The sequence below is a fragment of the Salinivirga sp. genome (assembly GCF_035268865.1).
In the GTDB taxonomy this organism is placed as follows: domain Bacteria; phylum Bacteroidota; class Bacteroidia; order Bacteroidales; family Salinivirgaceae; genus Salinivirga.
The window spans coordinates 20,350-36,777 of sequence record NZ_DATFKB010000248.1 but is presented as its reverse complement, the minus strand read 5'-3'; the positions used below and the strand labels follow the sequence as shown (position 1 = coordinate 36,777).

The window sequence follows — 16,428 nt, the reverse complement described above, 5'->3', positions numbered from 1 at the left end:
GTGCGTAAATATGTTTTATGCATAGTGGTTTGTTTTAATTATGTGATATCCTTCGCCCAGGGTATACAGGACTCCGTGTTTCGTATCCCTGAGGTGGAGATATCTGAACAACGACTTTTCCAAAAGGCCGATGCCGGGCTGAAACAGACCAGGGTTGATTCCCTTGTTTTACTGGAAAAAATCAGTGCTGATTTATCTGAGGTCTTAGCAGAAAACACACCTGTTTATATCAAAAATTATGGCCGCGGTGCGCTTTCCACAGCATCATTTCGCGGCACAGCACCCTCTCATACCCAGGTTTCATGGAATGGAATCAATATCAATTCCCCAATGTTGGGAATGGTTGACTTTTCATTGATTCCGGTGAATATTATTGATGACCTCACATTGCAGCATGGTGCGGCTTCAGTAAGTGAGCAAAGCGGGGGCCTTGGTGGCCATATCAGTATTCGTAATAAAGTAGATTGGAAAAATCGCTTTAGTGGCCGATATCACCAGGGAGTGGGCAGTTTTCATACATTCAGCGAGTTTGCCCAAATAAATCTGGGCTCAGCCACAGTGCAATCTAAGACGCGGGCCTACCATTTTTTTTCGAAAAACAACTATGACTTTTTGAATAAACACTTACTCCCGGAGCCTGAGGTTCAACGTAATCAAAATGCCGATTATGGTAGATATGGCGTCATGCAGGAGGTCTATTACCGACCTTTGCCGCAGTGGCAGCTCTCAGCAAAGGTGTGGTGGCAGGATGCTTATCGCTCTATTCCTACAGTTTTAACCGATGAGAGCAGCGACGATTCAAAGGAGCGTATTAACCGGCAGGACGATCGAACGGTTAAAGCCGTTGTGAATTCAGGTTTTTTCGGTGACGCGTGGACTTTTAAATTTCATTCCGGTTTCGATTTTCAGGAGGTTGATTATGTAAATGGTTATACCGTAAATAATGAGGAAAACCTGAATGTGAACTCCGGAAGTGATATGCAAAGTTGGTACAACCAGTTTTCTGGTCAATACAGGTTTTCTGATAAAATTACCGTAGATCTAAAAGGCGATTATAACCTGTATGATATTGCATCGTACGACACAGCTGCCCTGCTTGGATATGATGTCACACGGCAAGAGGCTTCAGTTATGAGTGCTATTTACTACGAACCTTTTGCACCCCTCCAGATTTCTGTAACATTGCGGCAGGATTGGCTGGAAAAGCGACACACCCCGATGATTTATACTTTTGGCATAAATTATAAGCCAATTACTTCGCAAAATCTTGTTTTTAAGGGCAGTATAACACGCAATTTTCGTAATCCTTCGTTGAACGATATGTACTGGCAGCCGGGTGGTAACCCCGATCTTAAAGCCGAAAAAGGCTACACGATCGATGGGGGATTACATTATTTGTTGCAAAAAAAGCAATGGTCAATTGAGAGCCAATTTACCGGCTACTATTCTCAAATTGACGATTGGATTATTTGGCTGCCAGGTCTGAAAGGGCCATGGGAGCCTTATAACTTAATGAGTGTTGAGGCTTCCGGCATTGAAATGATGTTAAAAACCCGGTGGTCATCAGGGAATGTCCGGTTATATTTAATGGCAAATTATGCGTTTACACAAACAGTGAATGCGGGTAGGGGACTCTCTGACGTAGATATTTCTGAAGGAAAGCAATTACCTTTTATTCCTAAACATTCAGGTAATATTTTTGCTTCTGCAGCCTATGATGGCTACTATATCAATTACCAGCATAATTCATACAGTACCCGTTATTTGCTTTACAGTAACAATCAAAGCGACGGACTTTATCCTTATCATCTTAACCACGCTTCTGTGGGCAGGCGGTGGCATCTGAATCGATTTAAAATTAATGTCGAATTACAGGTGAAAAACCTGTTCGATGAGTTTTACCGTAGTATACTGAACCGGTTCATGCCGGGAAGAAATTATATGCTGATGGTTAAAGTGGCTTTTTAAAAAAAATAAACACATGCCTGTTGCGGGTTTTAGTTGCATTTTGCTGTGTAGCAGACTTTTTTATCTTTTTATATTACAGTAAATTGTGTACAGCTTACTTCAAAAATTAGTATTTTGCAAACGTTTGCAAATGCTTAAAATCAGAGAGAATGACACTAACAATTACTGGTAAAGATTTAACCATTGAAAAAGTTGTGGCTGTAGCACGCAATAATCAGAAAGTTGAGCTACACCCCGACGCTGTAAAAAGAATTAATAAATGCCGGGCCATGCTCGAAGAAAAAATCGAGGCACATGAAATTATGTACGGCGTTAATACAGGCATTGGAGAGTTTTCTGAGGTGGTGCTGTCTGATGAACAGGTCAAGGATTTTCAGAAATACCTGATTTATAATCACGCAGCAGGTATTGGCGATCCGGCACCCATTGAGTACGTTCGGGGCGCTATGCTTGGTCGTATTAACGTTCATGCCAACGGCCATTCGGGAAACCGCCTGGTAATTACACAAACCCTTGTCGAAATGCTCAACAAAGGCGTTACACCCTTTGTATGCCAAAAAGGATCAGTCGGCGCCAGCGGCGATTTGGCTCCAATGTCGCAAATAGCCCTGCTAATGATGGGGGAAGGGAAAGCCTACTATCAGGGGGAGCTTATGCCCGGTAAAGAAGCCATGGAAAAAGCCGGTATACCCATTCCGGGACTTGAAGCCCGAGATGGCCTTGCCACCATCAATGGTTCAAATGTGCTGACCGCCATGAGTGCAATTTTGCTGTACGATACCAATAAATGGCTTAAACAGGCCGAAATTGGTGCAGCTATGTCACTGGAAGCACTCAAAGCCAATATGAAACCTTATACTGCCAAATTACATGAAGTGCGTGGTTTTAAGGGAGCTGTACGCAGTGCAAATGCCATTAATAAACTGGTTGCAGGTGGCGACCTCAAAGAAGGGAAGGTCAAATGTAAAGTGCAGGATGCCTATTCCATGCGTTCTACACCACAGGTAATTGGCGCAGCGCACGATGCCCTGGCTTATGCCCGATCGCAGGTGGAAATTGAACTGAATGGCGTGGGCGATAATCCTATCTTTTTTCCCGATGAAAAACTGCAGCTCTCAGGGGCAAATTTTCAGGGTACACCCGTTGCTGTGCCAATGGATATGGTGGGCTCCTGCATTACTATGGTTAGTGTGATGTCTGAACGGCGTATGAATCGCCTGAATCATCCGGCCCTTAATGTCGGTCTTCCATCATTTTTAACCAAAGGTGCTGGTATGTTTTCAGGTTTGATGTTAAGTCAATACACTGCCGATATGCAAATTGTAGAGCAGCGTATTCTTTCCACTCCTGCATCAATCCAGTCCATCCCGGCTGCTGCCGATCAGGAGGATTTTGTGTCAATGGGTATGAATACAGCCATAAAGAATTTTCAGATACTGGATAATGCTTATGGTATTTTGGGAATTGAGATTATGGCAGCTGCACAGGCGCTGGACTTCCGAAAAGAAGAATACAGTTTTGGTATGGGCGTTCAGAAAGCGTGGGAAACTGTGCGCAAATATGTCGATTTTCTTGATGTGGACAGGCCACTTTACGACGATCATACCAACATGAAGGCTTTAATAAAGTCGGCTGAGATTCTTGATGAGGTTGAGAAAACTGTTGGTTCGCTGGAATAACCTTAACGGTGACTATAACATATTTTAGAATAATAAAGAGGGTTTTGCTTCAGCGAGATCCTCTTTAAGTTTTGATGGATTTGCCTGTTGCAAAGATATATGAGGAATTTCATCTTTTACCATGCCGGTTAATGGAATCAATGTCTTATGAAAGCTGATCAGGTTCCTTTCATGTGATTTTTCTAAGAAAAAACCGTATCTTAGCGGCCTCATTTTAAATATTTCAAAATCATATACCATGGGACGAGCATTCGAATATCGCCGTGCAGCAAAAGAGAAACGCTGGGATAAAATGTCTAAAATGTTTCCTAAACTTGCCAAAGCTATAACTGTAGCAGCAAAAGATGGCGGGTCAGATCCCGAAATGAATCCCAAACTGCGTACCGCGATTCAGAATGCCAAGGCACAGAATATGCCCAAAGACAATATTGAAAATGCCATTAAACGTGCTGACGGTAAAGATGCTGAAAGTTACACAGAAGTAAACTACGAGGGCAAAGGACCGCATGGTGTTTTGGTTTTTGTAGAATGCATGACAGATAATACCATGCGTACCGTAGCCAACGTAAAGTCTTATTTCAACAAAGCTGGTGGTAGCATGGTGCCGAATGGCTCACTTGAATTTTTGTTTGACCGCAAGGCTGTGATTCAGTTTGAGAAAAGTGAAGATACCGATATTGAAACCCTTGAGCTTGAGCTAATTGATGCCGGTTTGGATGCTATTGAAGAGCACGAGGGGCGTATTTATGTTTATGGAGATTATACCGAATTTGGCGAGTTGACAAAAGCAATTGAAGACATGGGGATTGATATCAAAAAAGCCAACCTACAACGTATTCCTAACAGCCCGGTAGAATTTTCTGATGCGCAACTTGAAGAAATCGAGAAAATGCTCGATAAGCTCGAGGATGACGACGATGTGCAGGAGGTTTTCACCAATATTGCCTAAGGTTGAAAACCAATAGCTTTCCTGTTTTTTTCTCTTTTAGGCAGAATTAGCTGGTAAAGTTTTAATCTATTTTTCGGTAACTTTTGGCTTGCGCTTCAGAATTTTGCCCATCATTTTAATCCGAAGCGCCATATCCTCAGTAATGGCATGCGATGAGATAGTAGCACCTGATATTCCATCAATATTTTTTCCAACAACAGGTTTTTCGTTGTGGTTAAGTTTTTCGAACTGGCGTAACCAGCCTTTTGATACTATGCCATGTCCTTTGGTAGCTTTGTAATTATGCACCCTGACCTCTTTTATATTTCCTTTTGTATTGAATATTGCGAAATAGTCAAAATACTCCCCGCTTATTTTACCTGAGGTTTTGTGGGGAGCAGAACAGCCACCGCTTCGGCAGCTGTATACTCGCCCTGAATATATGATAACAACTTGACTTTTATCGGGATTACTAACCTTAAACACTTTGCCATTGATCTGATAGTCATTTATGATCTTTTCTGATACTTTTATCTCATCAAATTCTGGTTTTTTAATATCGAATCCTCTTTTTAAGGTTCTCAGTAAAATTTTATTTTCATGGTCGATATTTGGTTGAGAAAGGCCCATACTGACCATTCCTAACAGTAAAATTGAATATTTTATTAAAATTTGCATTGTGTTTAAGGTTTGTTGCGTGCTAAGTAAAATACTAATATAAAGGGCCTGTGCCCTTTATATTTAAAACATTACACCAAAACCAGCATTGAATACATGCGATGGTTCATCGGCAGCTTCATTATTGAAAAATTGTACGTCTGTTTTTAATACCGCTCCTTTTGCTAATTGCAGGGTTAATCCTGTTGTTAGTACAGAGCGGTTATATGCATCGTTCTGCTGAATAGGATCTTCCACTGATGCGTGGGTGTTGTAATTGGAATATCTCACAAAAGGAACGAGTTTTTTGTTGGTGTTGGAGAAAAGTCTTAATACGTTATACCCTGCTTCTGCATAGAAACCCGACATTGCACTACCAAGGTCATTAGGCGTACCATCTGCAGCTGCCGTAAAGGCATTGTACTGGTCAGTGTTGCTTATTGCTGCATAGTAGTATTGGCCGCGCATTTCAAAACCATGATATTGATAACGTGCATCCAGCCCGATCATTGAAATACCCACGCTTGATGAGTCTGCTATGGCTTCTGCATCGCTGTTGTCTTTTTCTATGCCATCGTATAGCTGGCTTTGAGATCTTCCGAAGTATCCGGAAAGGCCGATATTTAGTCCTCTTATTCCGTAATACTCAATTTTACCTGTAAAGTTGGGTGAGCTTATGTAAGACTCAATGGCCTTTTGACGCCCTCCTCTTAGTCCGCTACTACCACCAAACTGCCCTTCCCCGTCGAAGCCATTAAATCCATTCATAATGTATGCCTGGTAGCGCATTGATGCCTGAAGAATGTTGCCGTTAATACCAACACCAATTTCTCTCCATGTGGTAGGTACAATGTATTTGTCCATCCAGGGGCGCTCCACTCCATTGAATGTTGTGGGTTCATGATATTCGTTGATGAGTCCCATTGGTGTGAGAATTAGCCCGGTACGGAAATTTATATAATCGTTTAATTGATATTGTAACCAGGCCTGTTCAATATAAACTTCCTCTACATGTTCGTACTCGATTTCGGTTACGAATTGTGTGCGGTCGTTAAACTGATATCCAAATAGCATAACAATGCGGTGCACATCCAGTTTTCCGTTTTGGCGGATTTCATCATCCAACGGTTGGTTGTAATGTACCTCGCCATATCCACCAATTTTAAGTTTGCCATCGGTTTGTAGAAGTTTTTCAGCACTGTTTACAAATATATTTGTACTGTCGTTGCTTTGCGACATTGCTAAGCTAAAGGTTAAAATTACCAGGCTGATTGTTGTAATAATTTTTCGCATAGGTCTATTTCTTTTTTATTTAGATTGAATTAACATTGGCAAAAATAGCGCCCGTCATTCAATCCTGAAATCCCTATTTGTTGGGATATTTTTTAGAATACCTATGCAAGAAGCGTGTGCTCCACAAGAATTTTTATTCCCAGTCCAATAAGAACCAGACCTCCGATAAGTTCGAGCTTAATGTTGAGCCGATGCCCAAGGTGATGTCCCAGGTATATTCCCGAAATGGAAAAAATAAAAGTAATTATACCTATTATAATGGCAGGTAGCCATATTGTGTTGCCTAACAGCCCTATTCCTACTCCGACAATTAAAGCATCTATACTTGTAGCCAGTGCCATACCAGCCAGAATTATGGGACGGGAAGGGCAAAAGCAGTTATTTTGCTCTTCTTTTTTGAGTCCTTCAAAAATCATTTTGGTACCTATGGCCAGGAGTAAAATAAAGGCTATCCAATGGTCGTAACTGGAGATAATGTGTTTAAACCCCTGACCGATATACCAACCAACAATAGGAAGAGAGCCTTGAAAAACGGCCATATAAAGCGCGACTTTTACAGACTCATAAGCGCGCACTTTTTTCATGCAAACACCCGTGCTGATGCTGGCAGCCATGCTGTCGACCGATAAACCTGCGGCAAGAATGAAAATGGAGATAAGCGACATATAGACAAGGTTTCAGCTGCAATGCTCAAAAATTGCGCCATTGGCCGCACAAAACCTTAATCTGTAAATAGACTAAATAAGTGTTTCCGGATCGATGGTTTCTGTATCGACGAGCTTATTTAAAATGGCATAAACCGTTATGCCCGAAATAGATTTTATGCCGAGTTTAGCTGTTATGTTTTTCCGGTGAGAGATTACAGTGTGGATACTGATGTGTAGCTTGTCAGCCATTTCCTTATTAGTCAGGCCAAGTGCAATGCTACGCACAACGTCTGTTTCACGGGCTGTAAGCTCATTCTTGTTTTTTTCTGTTTGTAGTGTCTCCTGGCTTGTCATTAGCGGGGCCAACAAATCGTAATATTCACCTTTGGGAGCCCAAAGAGAGATATGATAGTCGTATATAAAACTTTTTGAATGAATGATTTCGGGCCAGTTCAGGCAAATGGTTGTTATTTGTTGCGATTGTTTCAGTTTTCGCACCTGGTTCATGTCATTAACTTCCAAAGGATGCATCATTACAACGAGACTGTTGAAATCTGGGGCTTTTGCAATAAATTCAGCAATAGTTTTAAAGGTAATTACCCCGGCATTAAAATAGCTGTTAATAACCTCTGTTAAACCATGGCAAATTACCGGAGAAGGATGTACGATAATGACCTTTTTCATTTTGCTAACTGCTTTTCGATGTTTTCAACCATGGGGATAAGCAGGTTATCTTCTATGCGCGCATGGTCTCTTATGTCTTTTTCGAAACGAAACAGTTCAAACAGGAACTCATTGCCTGTGTTTTGCTCATATGAAGGTTCGATGTGCCTTATGATCAGGTTTTTTAAATCATTTATTTTTTCTTCAACATTGGTATGCTCTTCTTCAAAGTTGTGAATTGTAAATTCAGTTGATTTTTGTTTGCTCTCGATTAGGGTTTCTATGTAAGGGAATACTCTCTTTTCTTCATCATCAATATGTGTTTTGAGCTCTTTTTTGTATTTGTTATAAAAAGTTTTAATCATTTGAATATTTCCACAACTGTCCCGGCAGCTTTCTATCAACCTGTCAAGTAATTCGTCGAGCTTGGGTATCGTGTGTTTTAGGTAGTATTCATGTGTTTTACGTAGGTAATTTACCAGTTCCAGCGGTGATATTTTTTCTTGTTCAAGTTCCTGAAAAAAGTCGGGGTTGTGATAGGTGTTGATAATGGCCAGAAAGAAACTTTGTTCTATATTTTTTTCCGAACAAATATCTTCAATTGTCTTGTTTCCTATTCCAAGGGCTATATCGAACCGGTTAATTACTGGTAACAATTTAGGGTTCATTTCAACTACTTCTGCGAGTTTGTCTTGTGATTTAAAAATTTGCATAGTCTTGAATTGTACCTTATAAACCCTCTAATTCGAAGGTTGTTTTATGAGCATTGACAAAATTTGGACCATAAAAAAGGGCAGTTTTTTATATCACAAATGCTTAAAAAGAGCCTTAACATATCTTTAACTCATACTCCTGAACCCTTTACCCTTAAGTCCTGATGATAAAAATTGAGCATAACTGTTCGGATTGAGTGCAACACTTCTGTGATTTTTCTGTTTAATCTTTTGAATGAAATATTAAACAAATTAAATTTAAAATTATGAAAACAATACAATTAATTTCGATCTCAATGGCTACAATTTTAATGTTTATGGGCCTAAGTCTGACTGCTAATACTCCACCTGCACCGAGTGCAGAAGTTAAAGCAGATTTTAATAAAACTTTAAACAAAGTAATGGAATATCCAGGTGACACCGAAGGTGAAAAAGGGGAGACTTTGATTTGGGTCAATTTTGATGTGGATAAAAATGGTAAAGTCAAGGTGAATGAAACGGCCGGCAAAACTGATTACGCAAAATATGTTGAAAAGGAGCTTGGTGGTTTGGAAATCAGAAATTTCGAAATGTATGATAAATCTTATCTCATAAAAATTCGATTTACCCTACAATAATAAACTATGTTTTGGTTAGTGATTTTATAGCTTAAAGCCGGTGTTTCCGGCTTTTTTTATTTCAGAATGTGTACGATTTAGTACAAAATAGATGTTAATGTCTTTTTTTAACTTTTCGTAAAAGCCGCTGTACGTTAGGTTTTAGAGCTTGGTTTGTTGTTTTTTTGCCCTGGCTTTCCATTAACATAAATGCTTTTCTGTTGTAATAAAAGTAACATTAACCCATAAAACTTAACAGTTATGCAATACCTTAAAACTAAAACAACCCGGATTATCATGATATTGGCCATTATGGCACTAAGTACAACAATGGTGACGGCTACTACCAACCCAGCTGCCGAGAACTACCGACTGGCTAATTTTCAGAAGCAACAGCTTAAGCAAGTGCTTGATCGTGCAGTAGATTATCCAAAGCAGGCTGATGTTAGCAACGAGGCCGGTCTGGTAAAAGCTGAGGTTCGCATTACCAATGATGGTAGCTTTGAAATTATAGCCATCAATGGACACCCTGCCCTGACCGCTTATGTGCGAGCACAATTGGCCAATATCTCTTTTGCAGATTATCGTTTAAATGGTAAATCATTTATTGCAAAATTTGATTTTAGAAACTAAAAGTTTTGTAAACTTTTACTGGGCTGCCTTCTGGCGGCCCTTTTTTAATCATTAAGTATCCGTATGCTGTCCATATACCACCGGTTATTTTTCAAAATAAAAAACCGCGTCTCTTCATAACCAAAACGTGGGCTATAAATTTTTTCAACTTTTTTTTCATTTAGCGAATTAATGTGCAGCTCATATTCTTCCGGATATTTTTTGAAGCTTATCACAGCGCGGGGCAGCGTTTTTTGAGTATAAGAATATAGTTTATTTCTGGGTCTGGTGTCTCCTTTAGGGTAATCGCGGGTGATGCTTGCTCGTTCATATATTTTTAGGGGGTAATTGATTCGGCTGTAATGAAAAACAGTATCGCGATAAAATTTTCTGTGAAATTTTTTAAAATTTTCAGGTTTATTGTAATTGTTTCGGATACCACAGCTGGTAAACACAAAAAGAATCAAAAAGATCTTTATAATTAATGAAGTGCGCGTATTAAACAACATAATTAATGTTTTGGTTTATTATTGTCAATAGTAAAAATGCCTGCTATTGAGTTTTAACGCTGTTAGCTTTCATAATGAAATTTAGGTGAAAAATAGCAATATTATTCAATAATTTGGATGCTATCCAAATACCACCGGTTTTTTTTCATTAGAAAAAAACGTTTTTCCAGGTAGCTGGAGTGAGGAATGTATATTTTTTCTACCATTTTATTGTTGTTGGTGTCGACCATCATTTTATAATAATCGGGGTATTCGTCCATGCTTCGTACCGTACGCGGCAGGGTTTTTCGGGTAAAGGCATTGTGAAACTCTCTGTTGGCATTTCCACCCTCCGGATCTTCTTTAATATGCCCGTAAAATTCGTAAACCTTGAGTGGATAATTGATACGATTGTAGTGAAAAATACTATCTCGATAAAATTTTTTGTGAAACTTTTCGAAGTTCTCTGGTTCGGTAAGGGGGCCTTTTACGCCGCAACTTGTTGCAATAAAAAAGGTAATAAGCAGAATTATGTATTGCTTTTGTTTCATTGGTTATGTTTTTTCAAAGTAACAATTTTTCAGGGTTTCTGTTGTACTTCAAAATGTTGATATAAAAAAAGCAGCGCCGGGTTGACGCTGCTTTTCTGAAATTATATGAATTGGCTTATTGTTTTACGATGGTCATCTCATCAATAAGGTTTTGCGCGCCAGCAAACTTGTCAATTATAAATAGTACATAACGAATATCGACATTAATTGTGCGTTGAACGTCAGGCTCAAATGCAATGTCGCCACTCATAGCTTCCCAGTTGCCATCAAATGCAATACCGATAAGTTCACCTCTGGCATTCATTACAGGGCTGCCTGAGTTACCTCCGGTGATGTCGTTATTTGTAAGGAAAGCTACTACCATTTCGCCCTTTTCGTTGGCATAACGGCCGTAATCTTTGGCTTTATAAAGCTCTTTGAGTTTGGGCTTCACATTAAATTCACGTACCTCGGGATCTTCTTTTTCCATAACACCTTCCAGCGTTGTGTAATATTTGTAGTGTACAGCATCTCTGGGATCATATCCTCCAACTGTACCGTATGTAAGGCGCATGGTAGAGTTTGCATCCGGATAGTACTCTTTGTCTTTGTTCATTTTCATTAATCCGGCTACGAAAAGGCGTTGTCCTTTATCATAACCTGGAGCCATGGCACGAAGTTTCCCGGCCATACTACGGTAAGTGTCAATGATGTCATTACCGGCTGCAAATGCAGGGTCGTTCTGCAGTTTATCCAGCTCAGGCGATTCGAGGTATTTGGCCAGTTTGGCGGTATCAACAAAAATTGATTTTTCAAATAAGTTGTTTACCCACTGGTCTATGTTTTCTTGAGTTTTAATTTCTTCTTTTATAAATGCAGGGTATTTTGCAGTGTCCACCATCTCCATGTAGGTATCGATCATGGATTTCATCACTTTTTTGTCGAGTTGTGGCTCGTAGTCTTCGAAAAATCCGTTCATGCGACCTTGCATGCGTGTTTTATATTTGTTTAGGAATTCTGTGCTGTCAGGGTGTTTTTCCAATGCACGTTCCATACCTGCGCCAGCCCGGTAGCTGTAGAAAAGAATTTCTGTTCCACCCATCAATGTCTCGTAAAGCACTGTAAGGTCGCCTTGTGACTGGGCTGTTTGTTGCTGGAAATTCTTAATCAAATCAAGCGCTTCGCCATATTTTTTCTGACGCCTTTTTTTGTCGTTTACCCAATTTTCGAATTTTTCTTCTATTTTTTGCTTTTTCTCAACCACGTTCAGGTTGCGCAGCCCTTTATTCTGGCCAATTGAATATTTCCAGTAGTTGGCTGAGCGGGCAAATTTAGAAGCGTATTTTATACGTACTTCATCGCTGTTGTCCATTGCTTCTTTCCAGATTTCCTGCTTAATACCCCGAATTTGAGCACGGAACTGGTTGGTGTATTTCATTTCATTTTTTACACCCCACGAAGTAAGATAGCGCTGTGTGGAACCCGGGTAACCCATAATCATGGCAAAATCACCTTCTTTAACACCGTCAAGGGAGATTTTCAGGTGGCTTTTGGCTTCCATTGGTTTATTGTCTTCTGAATAAGGAGCAGGTTTTCCCTCAGGGCCTGCGTATACACGAAACATAGCGAAATCACCAGTGTGGCGTGGCCACATCCAGTTATCTGTATCTGAACCAAATTTTCCGATTGATTCTGGTGGCGCACCTACAAGGCGTACGTCCAGGTAATCCTCGTAAACAAAAAGTACATACTGGTTGCCTTTATAAATTCCGCGTACATTAGCACGGTAATGGCTGTCTTTAGTTGCTTCTGTAACAATTACGTTACTTACCGAGTCAATAATATTCTGACGCTCGCTCTCGGGCATATCTTTGTCTACTTCTTTTAATATTCTTTTGGTCACTTCTTCTGCTCTTATTAGGAATGAAGCTGTTTTGCCCGGGTTTGGCAACTCTTCTTCGAAAGATTTTGCCCAGAAACCATCTGTAAGGTAATCGTGCTCCACAGTACTGTGCTCCTGAATTTCACCATATCCACAGTGGTGGTTGGTAAGTAATAAACCATTTTCCGATACTACTTCAGCAGTACATGAGCCTCGGTCAAGTGCTACAATAGCATCTTTCAGACAAGCCTGGTTAATACTGTAAATGTCCTCAGCTGATAGCTTAAGGCCCATTTCTGTCATTGTTCCAATGTTGAGTTTTTCGATCAGCATTGGTAGCCACAATCCTTCATCAGCGCGCACCTGGGCTATTTGAAGCATAAGGGCTAATCCGGTAAAAATCGCAAGAATTTTTTTCATTTGTAAAGGTTTTATATTTCAATGGTCAGATGAAATCCCAATGTCATATGATCAGGTAGTAAAACTATTGATGTTTTTACTTCTAAGATTACTATGAAATGGAACGTTCATACGTAATTTATTCATTTGGATGGTTTTTGTTTTAACTGAAACGAATGTTCTTGGTAAGTTTCTGCAAAAACCTGTTTGTAATAAATTTAGCTAATGCTTTTGCAAATTTAATACTTTGATAATACAAGGCAAATATAGCTTTATTTTGTCAGGTTTATGTACATAATCGTACACTTGTGTTTTGCGATCTAATAAATTAAAAGTAATTTCAAGGGTAATTGTTCAATTTTATAGTATGATTTTTGATATAATCATGTTTCATTAAATTAATGATTTGTGGAAAAGAAGGATTTGAGATCAATAGTCGGGCAGGAGATGCTTGATTTTTTAGCAAGGCACAAACAGAAGCCATTTCGTGCCAAACAAATTAATCAATGGCTATGGGAACGGGGTGCAACAAATATCAGACAAATGAAAAATTTACCCGGTACGCTGCTTGATGCCCTTGAAGAAGCGTTTGAAATACCGGCTGCCAGCGTGCAGAAAGCTCAAACTGCTACTGATGGCACATCAAAAGTGGCCTTCGAATTTCATGATGGGCAGGTGGCCGAAGGTGTTTACATACCTTCCCGAAAACGGGTTACAGCTTGTGTGTCTTCCCAAACTGGCTGTAAGCTTAACTGTGCTTTTTGTGCCACAGGTCAATTGAATCATGGGCGCGATTTAAGCGCTGGCGAAATTTTCGATCAGGTGGTGGCCATTAAAAATATGGCTGAGGAACAGGGTAACCGGCTGACCAATATTGTTTACATGGGGATGGGTGAACCGCTGTTGAACTACGACAATGTATTGCAATCTATAGAATACATTACAGGTAAGCCCGGCCTTGAAATGTCACCTTCCAGAATCACGGTCTCCACAGCAGGCATTGTACCTGGCATTATGAAACTTGCCGATGATAAAGTACGGTTTCATTTAGCTATATCACTGCACTCAGCTATTGATGAAACCCGTAACAGATTGATGCCCATCAATAAAAAATACCCGCTGGATGCTTTGTCTGAGGCTATTCAATACTTCCATGAAAAAACCGGTGAGCGCATTACTTTTGAGTATTTAATGCTCAGAGGGGTGAATGATTCGCTTGATGAGGCTGCTGCACTGGCTAAATTTTGCAAATCTTTTCCGGTGAAAATAAATTTAATTGAGTATAATCCGGTTGAAGCTTTCGATTTAAAACCATCCACGCAGGAAACCGTGAACGATTTTGTACAGTTTCTCGAGAAACGCAATATGATTGTTAATGTACGCAGGAGTAAGGGACAGCAAATTGACGCAGCATGCGGACAGCTTGCCAACCGGTCTGTAAATTCATAGGCAATTTTTGTCGGTCGAACTTATATTTCTTATTTGAGGAGACAGTTGTTTATTTCGAACTTTTTATGCATTATATTTTCACAGTAGTTTGAATTGTGTAAATTCGTTTCCTGCATGGTCCAGTGTCATGCCAGGCTTAATCTGACGAACCAAGTATTGCCCTTTTCATTTTTCGCCTTGTTAAAAGTGAAAATGTCTTCAACTTATCCGTCATTTCAAGCATGACATGACACTAGCATGTAAATTACAAACAGAATGAACCATGAAAAAAAAGGAAGCCGTATTAATATTATCCAGTGGTGGAGCAAGAGGACTCGCGCAAATAGGAGTGATTGAAGAATTGGAAGCTAATGGTTGGAATATAACAGCAATTGCCGGAAGTAGCATTGGCGCCTTAATTGGTGGTTTCTATGCTGCAGGGAAGCTCAATGCATTTAAAGAGTGGGTTAAGAAACTCGATCGCATTGACGTAATGCGGTATTTCGATGTAACCTTTAGTAGCCGGGGTTTTATCAAAGGCGATCGCATTATGAAAGAGATGCGTAGAATAATGGGTGATGTAAATATTGAAGACCTGCCCATACGTTACCGGGCTGTATCGGGCGATATTGTAAAGCATGAACCCGTGGTTTTTGATAAAGGAGACCTTATTAATGCCATACACGCCTCTGTGTCTATTCCCGGTGTTTTTACACCATTTCAGCTGAATGGTGCACTTTTGGTCGATGGTGCCGTTACTAATCCAATGCCAATGAGCGTGTATGAACTCACTGACCAGGAGCAAATGATAGCTGTGAACCTTAATGCCAGAATTCCTTATGAAATGCCGGTAAATGTACGTACTAAAAAAGAGCAGGAGCAGTCAGAAAAAGTTTTCCATCAATGGAAAGAAAATGTAAGGAAGGTTTTTCATTTTAAAAAGACTAAAACAGCAAAAAAACCTGGTCTCTATGGTGTGCTCTTTCGTTCATTCGAGATGATGCAGGAATCTTACACAATGGAACTTATTGAAAGGTATCGTCCGCATGTTTTGGTAGAACTCTCGCGTGAGTCTGCCGATACTTTTGAGTTCAATAAAGCTGAAGAGCTGATTGCTTATGGCAGACAGCAAACCAAAAAAGCACTGGAGCATGAATAAGCTTGGAATAGTATTGCTTTCTCCTTTGGCTATAGGACGCCTGTTGGTGGCTGTTTTATTTACCTTTGTATTGTATTTAATTGTAGCAGGGATAGATATTTTTTACAAAAAAAAGCCTCAGGAATTACTTCGGGCATATATGAGTTACTGGTGTCGAAATATGTTAAGCATTATGGGTGTAAAGGTTCATGTGGAGTATGAAGAAAAACCCGATAAGCCGGCACTTATACTTTCGAATCATCGATCTTATATCGATATTTTTATCAACCTGGCCATCAACCCGGGGCGGATCATAGCAAAAAAAGAAGTTGCCAGCTGGCCTATGCTGGGCAGGGGAATTAGAATATACGATGTGCTCCAAATAGACCGAAGTAGCATGAACAGCCGGATTGAGAATATCAGGAAAATGGAAAATGTATTGCTCAACAATCAGTCATTAATTATTTATCCCGAAGGTACCACCCATCGTGGACCCGGGTTAGGACCAATCCGGGAAAGTACTTACCGCATAGCATCGAACAACAATTTTCCTGTGTATCCCGTGGCTATTGAATACAAGAAACCGGATGATGCCTGGGTGGGCAAGGATCTTTTTGTACCCCATTTTATTCGCCGCGCCGGTGTACCCCAAAGACACGTAGGAGTGAAAGTCGGCAAATCCATACAAACTACCGACAACAAGGAGCTGAAAGCTTATGTGGAGGGTTTCATGCAACGAGAAACCATGCGTATGCGTGAGGAGTTTGACAGTGAAAACAGATAAAAAGCAGTTGTAAAAGTGAGGGC

The 16,428-nt window shown here is 40.1% G+C and carries 16 protein-coding genes; 8 read left to right on the top strand and 8 right to left on the bottom strand.

From position 1 onward, the window contains the following. The 3 genes from VJ937_RS15175 (at position 1) to VJ937_RS15165 (ending at position 4,596) form a co-directional block, all read left to right on the top strand. Positions 1-1,968, top strand: a complete 1,968-nt coding sequence (locus tag VJ937_RS15175) for a TonB-dependent receptor plug domain-containing protein (RefSeq protein ID WP_324068472.1) — start codon at positions 1-3, stop codon at positions 1,966-1,968. Between the two features lie 149 nt (positions 1,969-2,117). Further along, positions 2,118-3,647, top strand: coding sequence for an aromatic amino acid ammonia-lyase (locus tag VJ937_RS15170; RefSeq protein ID WP_324068471.1), 1,530 nt, complete (start codon positions 2,118-2,120; stop codon positions 3,645-3,647). Positions 3,648-3,885: 238 nt separating this feature from the next. Beyond that, positions 3,886-4,596 carry a YebC/PmpR family DNA-binding transcriptional regulator gene (locus VJ937_RS15165; RefSeq protein WP_057952792.1) on the top strand — a complete coding sequence of 237 codons (711 nt, stop codon included), beginning with the start codon at positions 3,886-3,888 and terminating at the stop codon, positions 4,594-4,596. A 66-nt stretch (positions 4,597-4,662) separates the two neighbouring features. Here VJ937_RS15165 and VJ937_RS15160 read toward each other — a convergent pair whose 3' ends face one another. From VJ937_RS15160 to VJ937_RS15140, 5 genes are all read right to left on the bottom strand, one after another. Then, positions 4,663-5,253, bottom strand: coding sequence for an FMN-binding protein (locus tag VJ937_RS15160; RefSeq protein ID WP_324068470.1), 591 nt, complete (start codon positions 5,251-5,253; stop codon positions 4,663-4,665). A gap of 63 nt (positions 5,254-5,316) precedes the next feature. Continuing rightward, complete coding sequence (locus VJ937_RS15155) at positions 5,317-6,525, bottom strand: hypothetical protein (RefSeq protein ID WP_324068469.1); 1,209 nt, start codon at positions 6,523-6,525, stop codon at positions 5,317-5,319. Between the two features lie 101 nt (positions 6,526-6,626). After that, the gene (locus VJ937_RS15150; RefSeq protein WP_324068468.1) at positions 6,627-7,190 is read right to left on the bottom strand and encodes a manganese efflux pump MntP family protein; all 564 of its coding nucleotides are present in this window, start codon (positions 7,188-7,190) and stop codon (positions 6,627-6,629) included. A gap of 72 nt (positions 7,191-7,262) precedes the next feature. Next, the gene (locus VJ937_RS15145; RefSeq protein ID WP_324068466.1) at positions 7,263-7,856 is read right to left on the bottom strand and encodes a response regulator transcription factor; all 594 of its coding nucleotides are present in this window, start codon (positions 7,854-7,856) and stop codon (positions 7,263-7,265) included. Then, positions 7,853-8,548: a hemerythrin domain-containing protein gene (locus VJ937_RS15140; RefSeq protein WP_324068464.1), complete on the bottom strand. Its 696-nt coding sequence runs from the start codon at positions 8,546-8,548 to the stop codon at positions 7,853-7,855. Before VJ937_RS15140 ends, VJ937_RS15145 begins: the two co-directional genes overlap by 4 nt. A 266-nt stretch (positions 8,549-8,814) precedes the next feature. On the opposite strand from VJ937_RS15140, the gene VJ937_RS15135 reads away from it, so the two are divergent. Together VJ937_RS15135 and VJ937_RS15130 are read left to right on the top strand one after the other, a co-directional pair. Beyond that, positions 8,815-9,165, top strand: coding sequence for a hypothetical protein (locus VJ937_RS15135; protein ID WP_324068462.1), 351 nt, complete (start codon positions 8,815-8,817; stop codon positions 9,163-9,165). A 240-nt stretch (positions 9,166-9,405) separates the two neighbouring features. After that, the gene (locus VJ937_RS15130) at positions 9,406-9,777 is read left to right on the top strand and encodes a hypothetical protein (protein WP_324068461.1); all 372 of its coding nucleotides are present in this window, start codon (positions 9,406-9,408) and stop codon (positions 9,775-9,777) included. A gap of 44 nt (positions 9,778-9,821) precedes the next feature. Here VJ937_RS15130 and VJ937_RS15125 read toward each other — a convergent pair whose 3' ends face one another. From VJ937_RS15125 to VJ937_RS15115, 3 genes are all read right to left on the bottom strand, one after another. Next, entirely contained in the window at positions 9,822-10,265 is a 444-nt protein-coding gene (locus VJ937_RS15125) for a hypothetical protein (protein ID WP_324068460.1), read from the bottom strand. Between the two features lie 101 nt (positions 10,266-10,366). Continuing rightward, positions 10,367-10,795, bottom strand: coding sequence for a hypothetical protein (locus tag VJ937_RS15120; protein ID WP_324068459.1), 429 nt, complete (start codon positions 10,793-10,795; stop codon positions 10,367-10,369). Between the two features lie 115 nt (positions 10,796-10,910). Further along, the gene (locus VJ937_RS15115; protein ID WP_324068458.1) at positions 10,911-13,076 is read right to left on the bottom strand and encodes a S46 family peptidase; all 2,166 of its coding nucleotides are present in this window, start codon (positions 13,074-13,076) and stop codon (positions 10,911-10,913) included. Positions 13,077-13,463: 387 nt separating this feature from the next. On the opposite strand from VJ937_RS15115, the gene rlmN reads away from it, so the two are divergent. The 3 genes from rlmN to VJ937_RS15100 all read left to right on the top strand — a co-directional run bounded on the left by rlmN (position 13,464) and on the right by VJ937_RS15100 (position 16,405). After that, entirely contained in the window at positions 13,464-14,504 is a 1,041-nt protein-coding gene (gene rlmN, locus VJ937_RS15110) for a 23S rRNA (adenine(2503)-C(2))-methyltransferase RlmN (RefSeq protein WP_324068457.1), read from the top strand. 262 nt (positions 14,505-14,766) lie between these two features. Continuing rightward, the gene (locus tag VJ937_RS15105) at positions 14,767-15,642 is read left to right on the top strand and encodes a patatin-like phospholipase family protein (RefSeq protein ID WP_324068456.1); all 876 of its coding nucleotides are present in this window, start codon (positions 14,767-14,769) and stop codon (positions 15,640-15,642) included. After that, the gene (locus VJ937_RS15100) at positions 15,635-16,405 is read left to right on the top strand and encodes a lysophospholipid acyltransferase family protein (RefSeq protein ID WP_324068455.1); all 771 of its coding nucleotides are present in this window, start codon (positions 15,635-15,637) and stop codon (positions 16,403-16,405) included. The genes VJ937_RS15105 and VJ937_RS15100 overlap by 8 nt, the downstream gene beginning before the upstream one ends. Positions 16,406-16,428: the final 23 nt, after the last annotated feature.

Excerpts from the sequence above, each read along its gene's own strand:
- VJ937_RS15165 (WP_057952792.1), top strand. The coding sequence starts at position 3,886 with ATGGGACGAGCATTCGAATATCGCCGTGCAGCAAAAGAGAAACGCTGG.
- VJ937_RS15140 (WP_324068464.1), bottom strand. The coding sequence starts at position 8,548 with ATGCAAATTTTTAAATCACAAGACAAACTCGCAGAAGTAGTTGAAATG.
- VJ937_RS15170 (WP_324068471.1), top strand. The coding sequence starts at position 2,118 with ATGACACTAACAATTACTGGTAAAGATTTAACCATTGAAAAAGTTGTG.
- VJ937_RS15120 (WP_324068459.1), bottom strand. The coding sequence starts at position 10,795 with ATGAAACAAAAGCAATACATAATTCTGCTTATTACCTTTTTTATTGCA.
- VJ937_RS15150 (WP_324068468.1), bottom strand. The coding sequence starts at position 7,190 with ATGTCGCTTATCTCCATTTTCATTCTTGCCGCAGGTTTATCGGTCGAC.
- VJ937_RS15160 (WP_324068470.1), bottom strand. The coding sequence starts at position 5,253 with ATGCAAATTTTAATAAAATATTCAATTTTACTGTTAGGAATGGTCAGT.
- VJ937_RS15115 (WP_324068458.1), bottom strand. The coding sequence starts at position 13,076 with ATGAAAAAAATTCTTGCGATTTTTACCGGATTAGCCCTTATGCTTCAA.
- VJ937_RS15155 (WP_324068469.1), bottom strand. The coding sequence starts at position 6,525 with ATGCGAAAAATTATTACAACAATCAGCCTGGTAATTTTAACCTTTAGC.
- VJ937_RS15145 (WP_324068466.1), bottom strand. The coding sequence starts at position 7,856 with ATGAAAAAGGTCATTATCGTACATCCTTCTCCGGTAATTTGCCATGGT.
- VJ937_RS15130 (WP_324068461.1), top strand. The coding sequence starts at position 9,406 with ATGCAATACCTTAAAACTAAAACAACCCGGATTATCATGATATTGGCC.
- VJ937_RS15105 (WP_324068456.1), top strand. The coding sequence starts at position 14,767 with ATGAAAAAAAAGGAAGCCGTATTAATATTATCCAGTGGTGGAGCAAGA.
- VJ937_RS15135 (WP_324068462.1), top strand. The coding sequence starts at position 8,815 with ATGAAAACAATACAATTAATTTCGATCTCAATGGCTACAATTTTAATG.
- VJ937_RS15125 (WP_324068460.1), bottom strand. The coding sequence starts at position 10,265 with ATGTTGTTTAATACGCGCACTTCATTAATTATAAAGATCTTTTTGATT.
- VJ937_RS15100 (WP_324068455.1), top strand. The coding sequence starts at position 15,635 with ATGAATAAGCTTGGAATAGTATTGCTTTCTCCTTTGGCTATAGGACGC.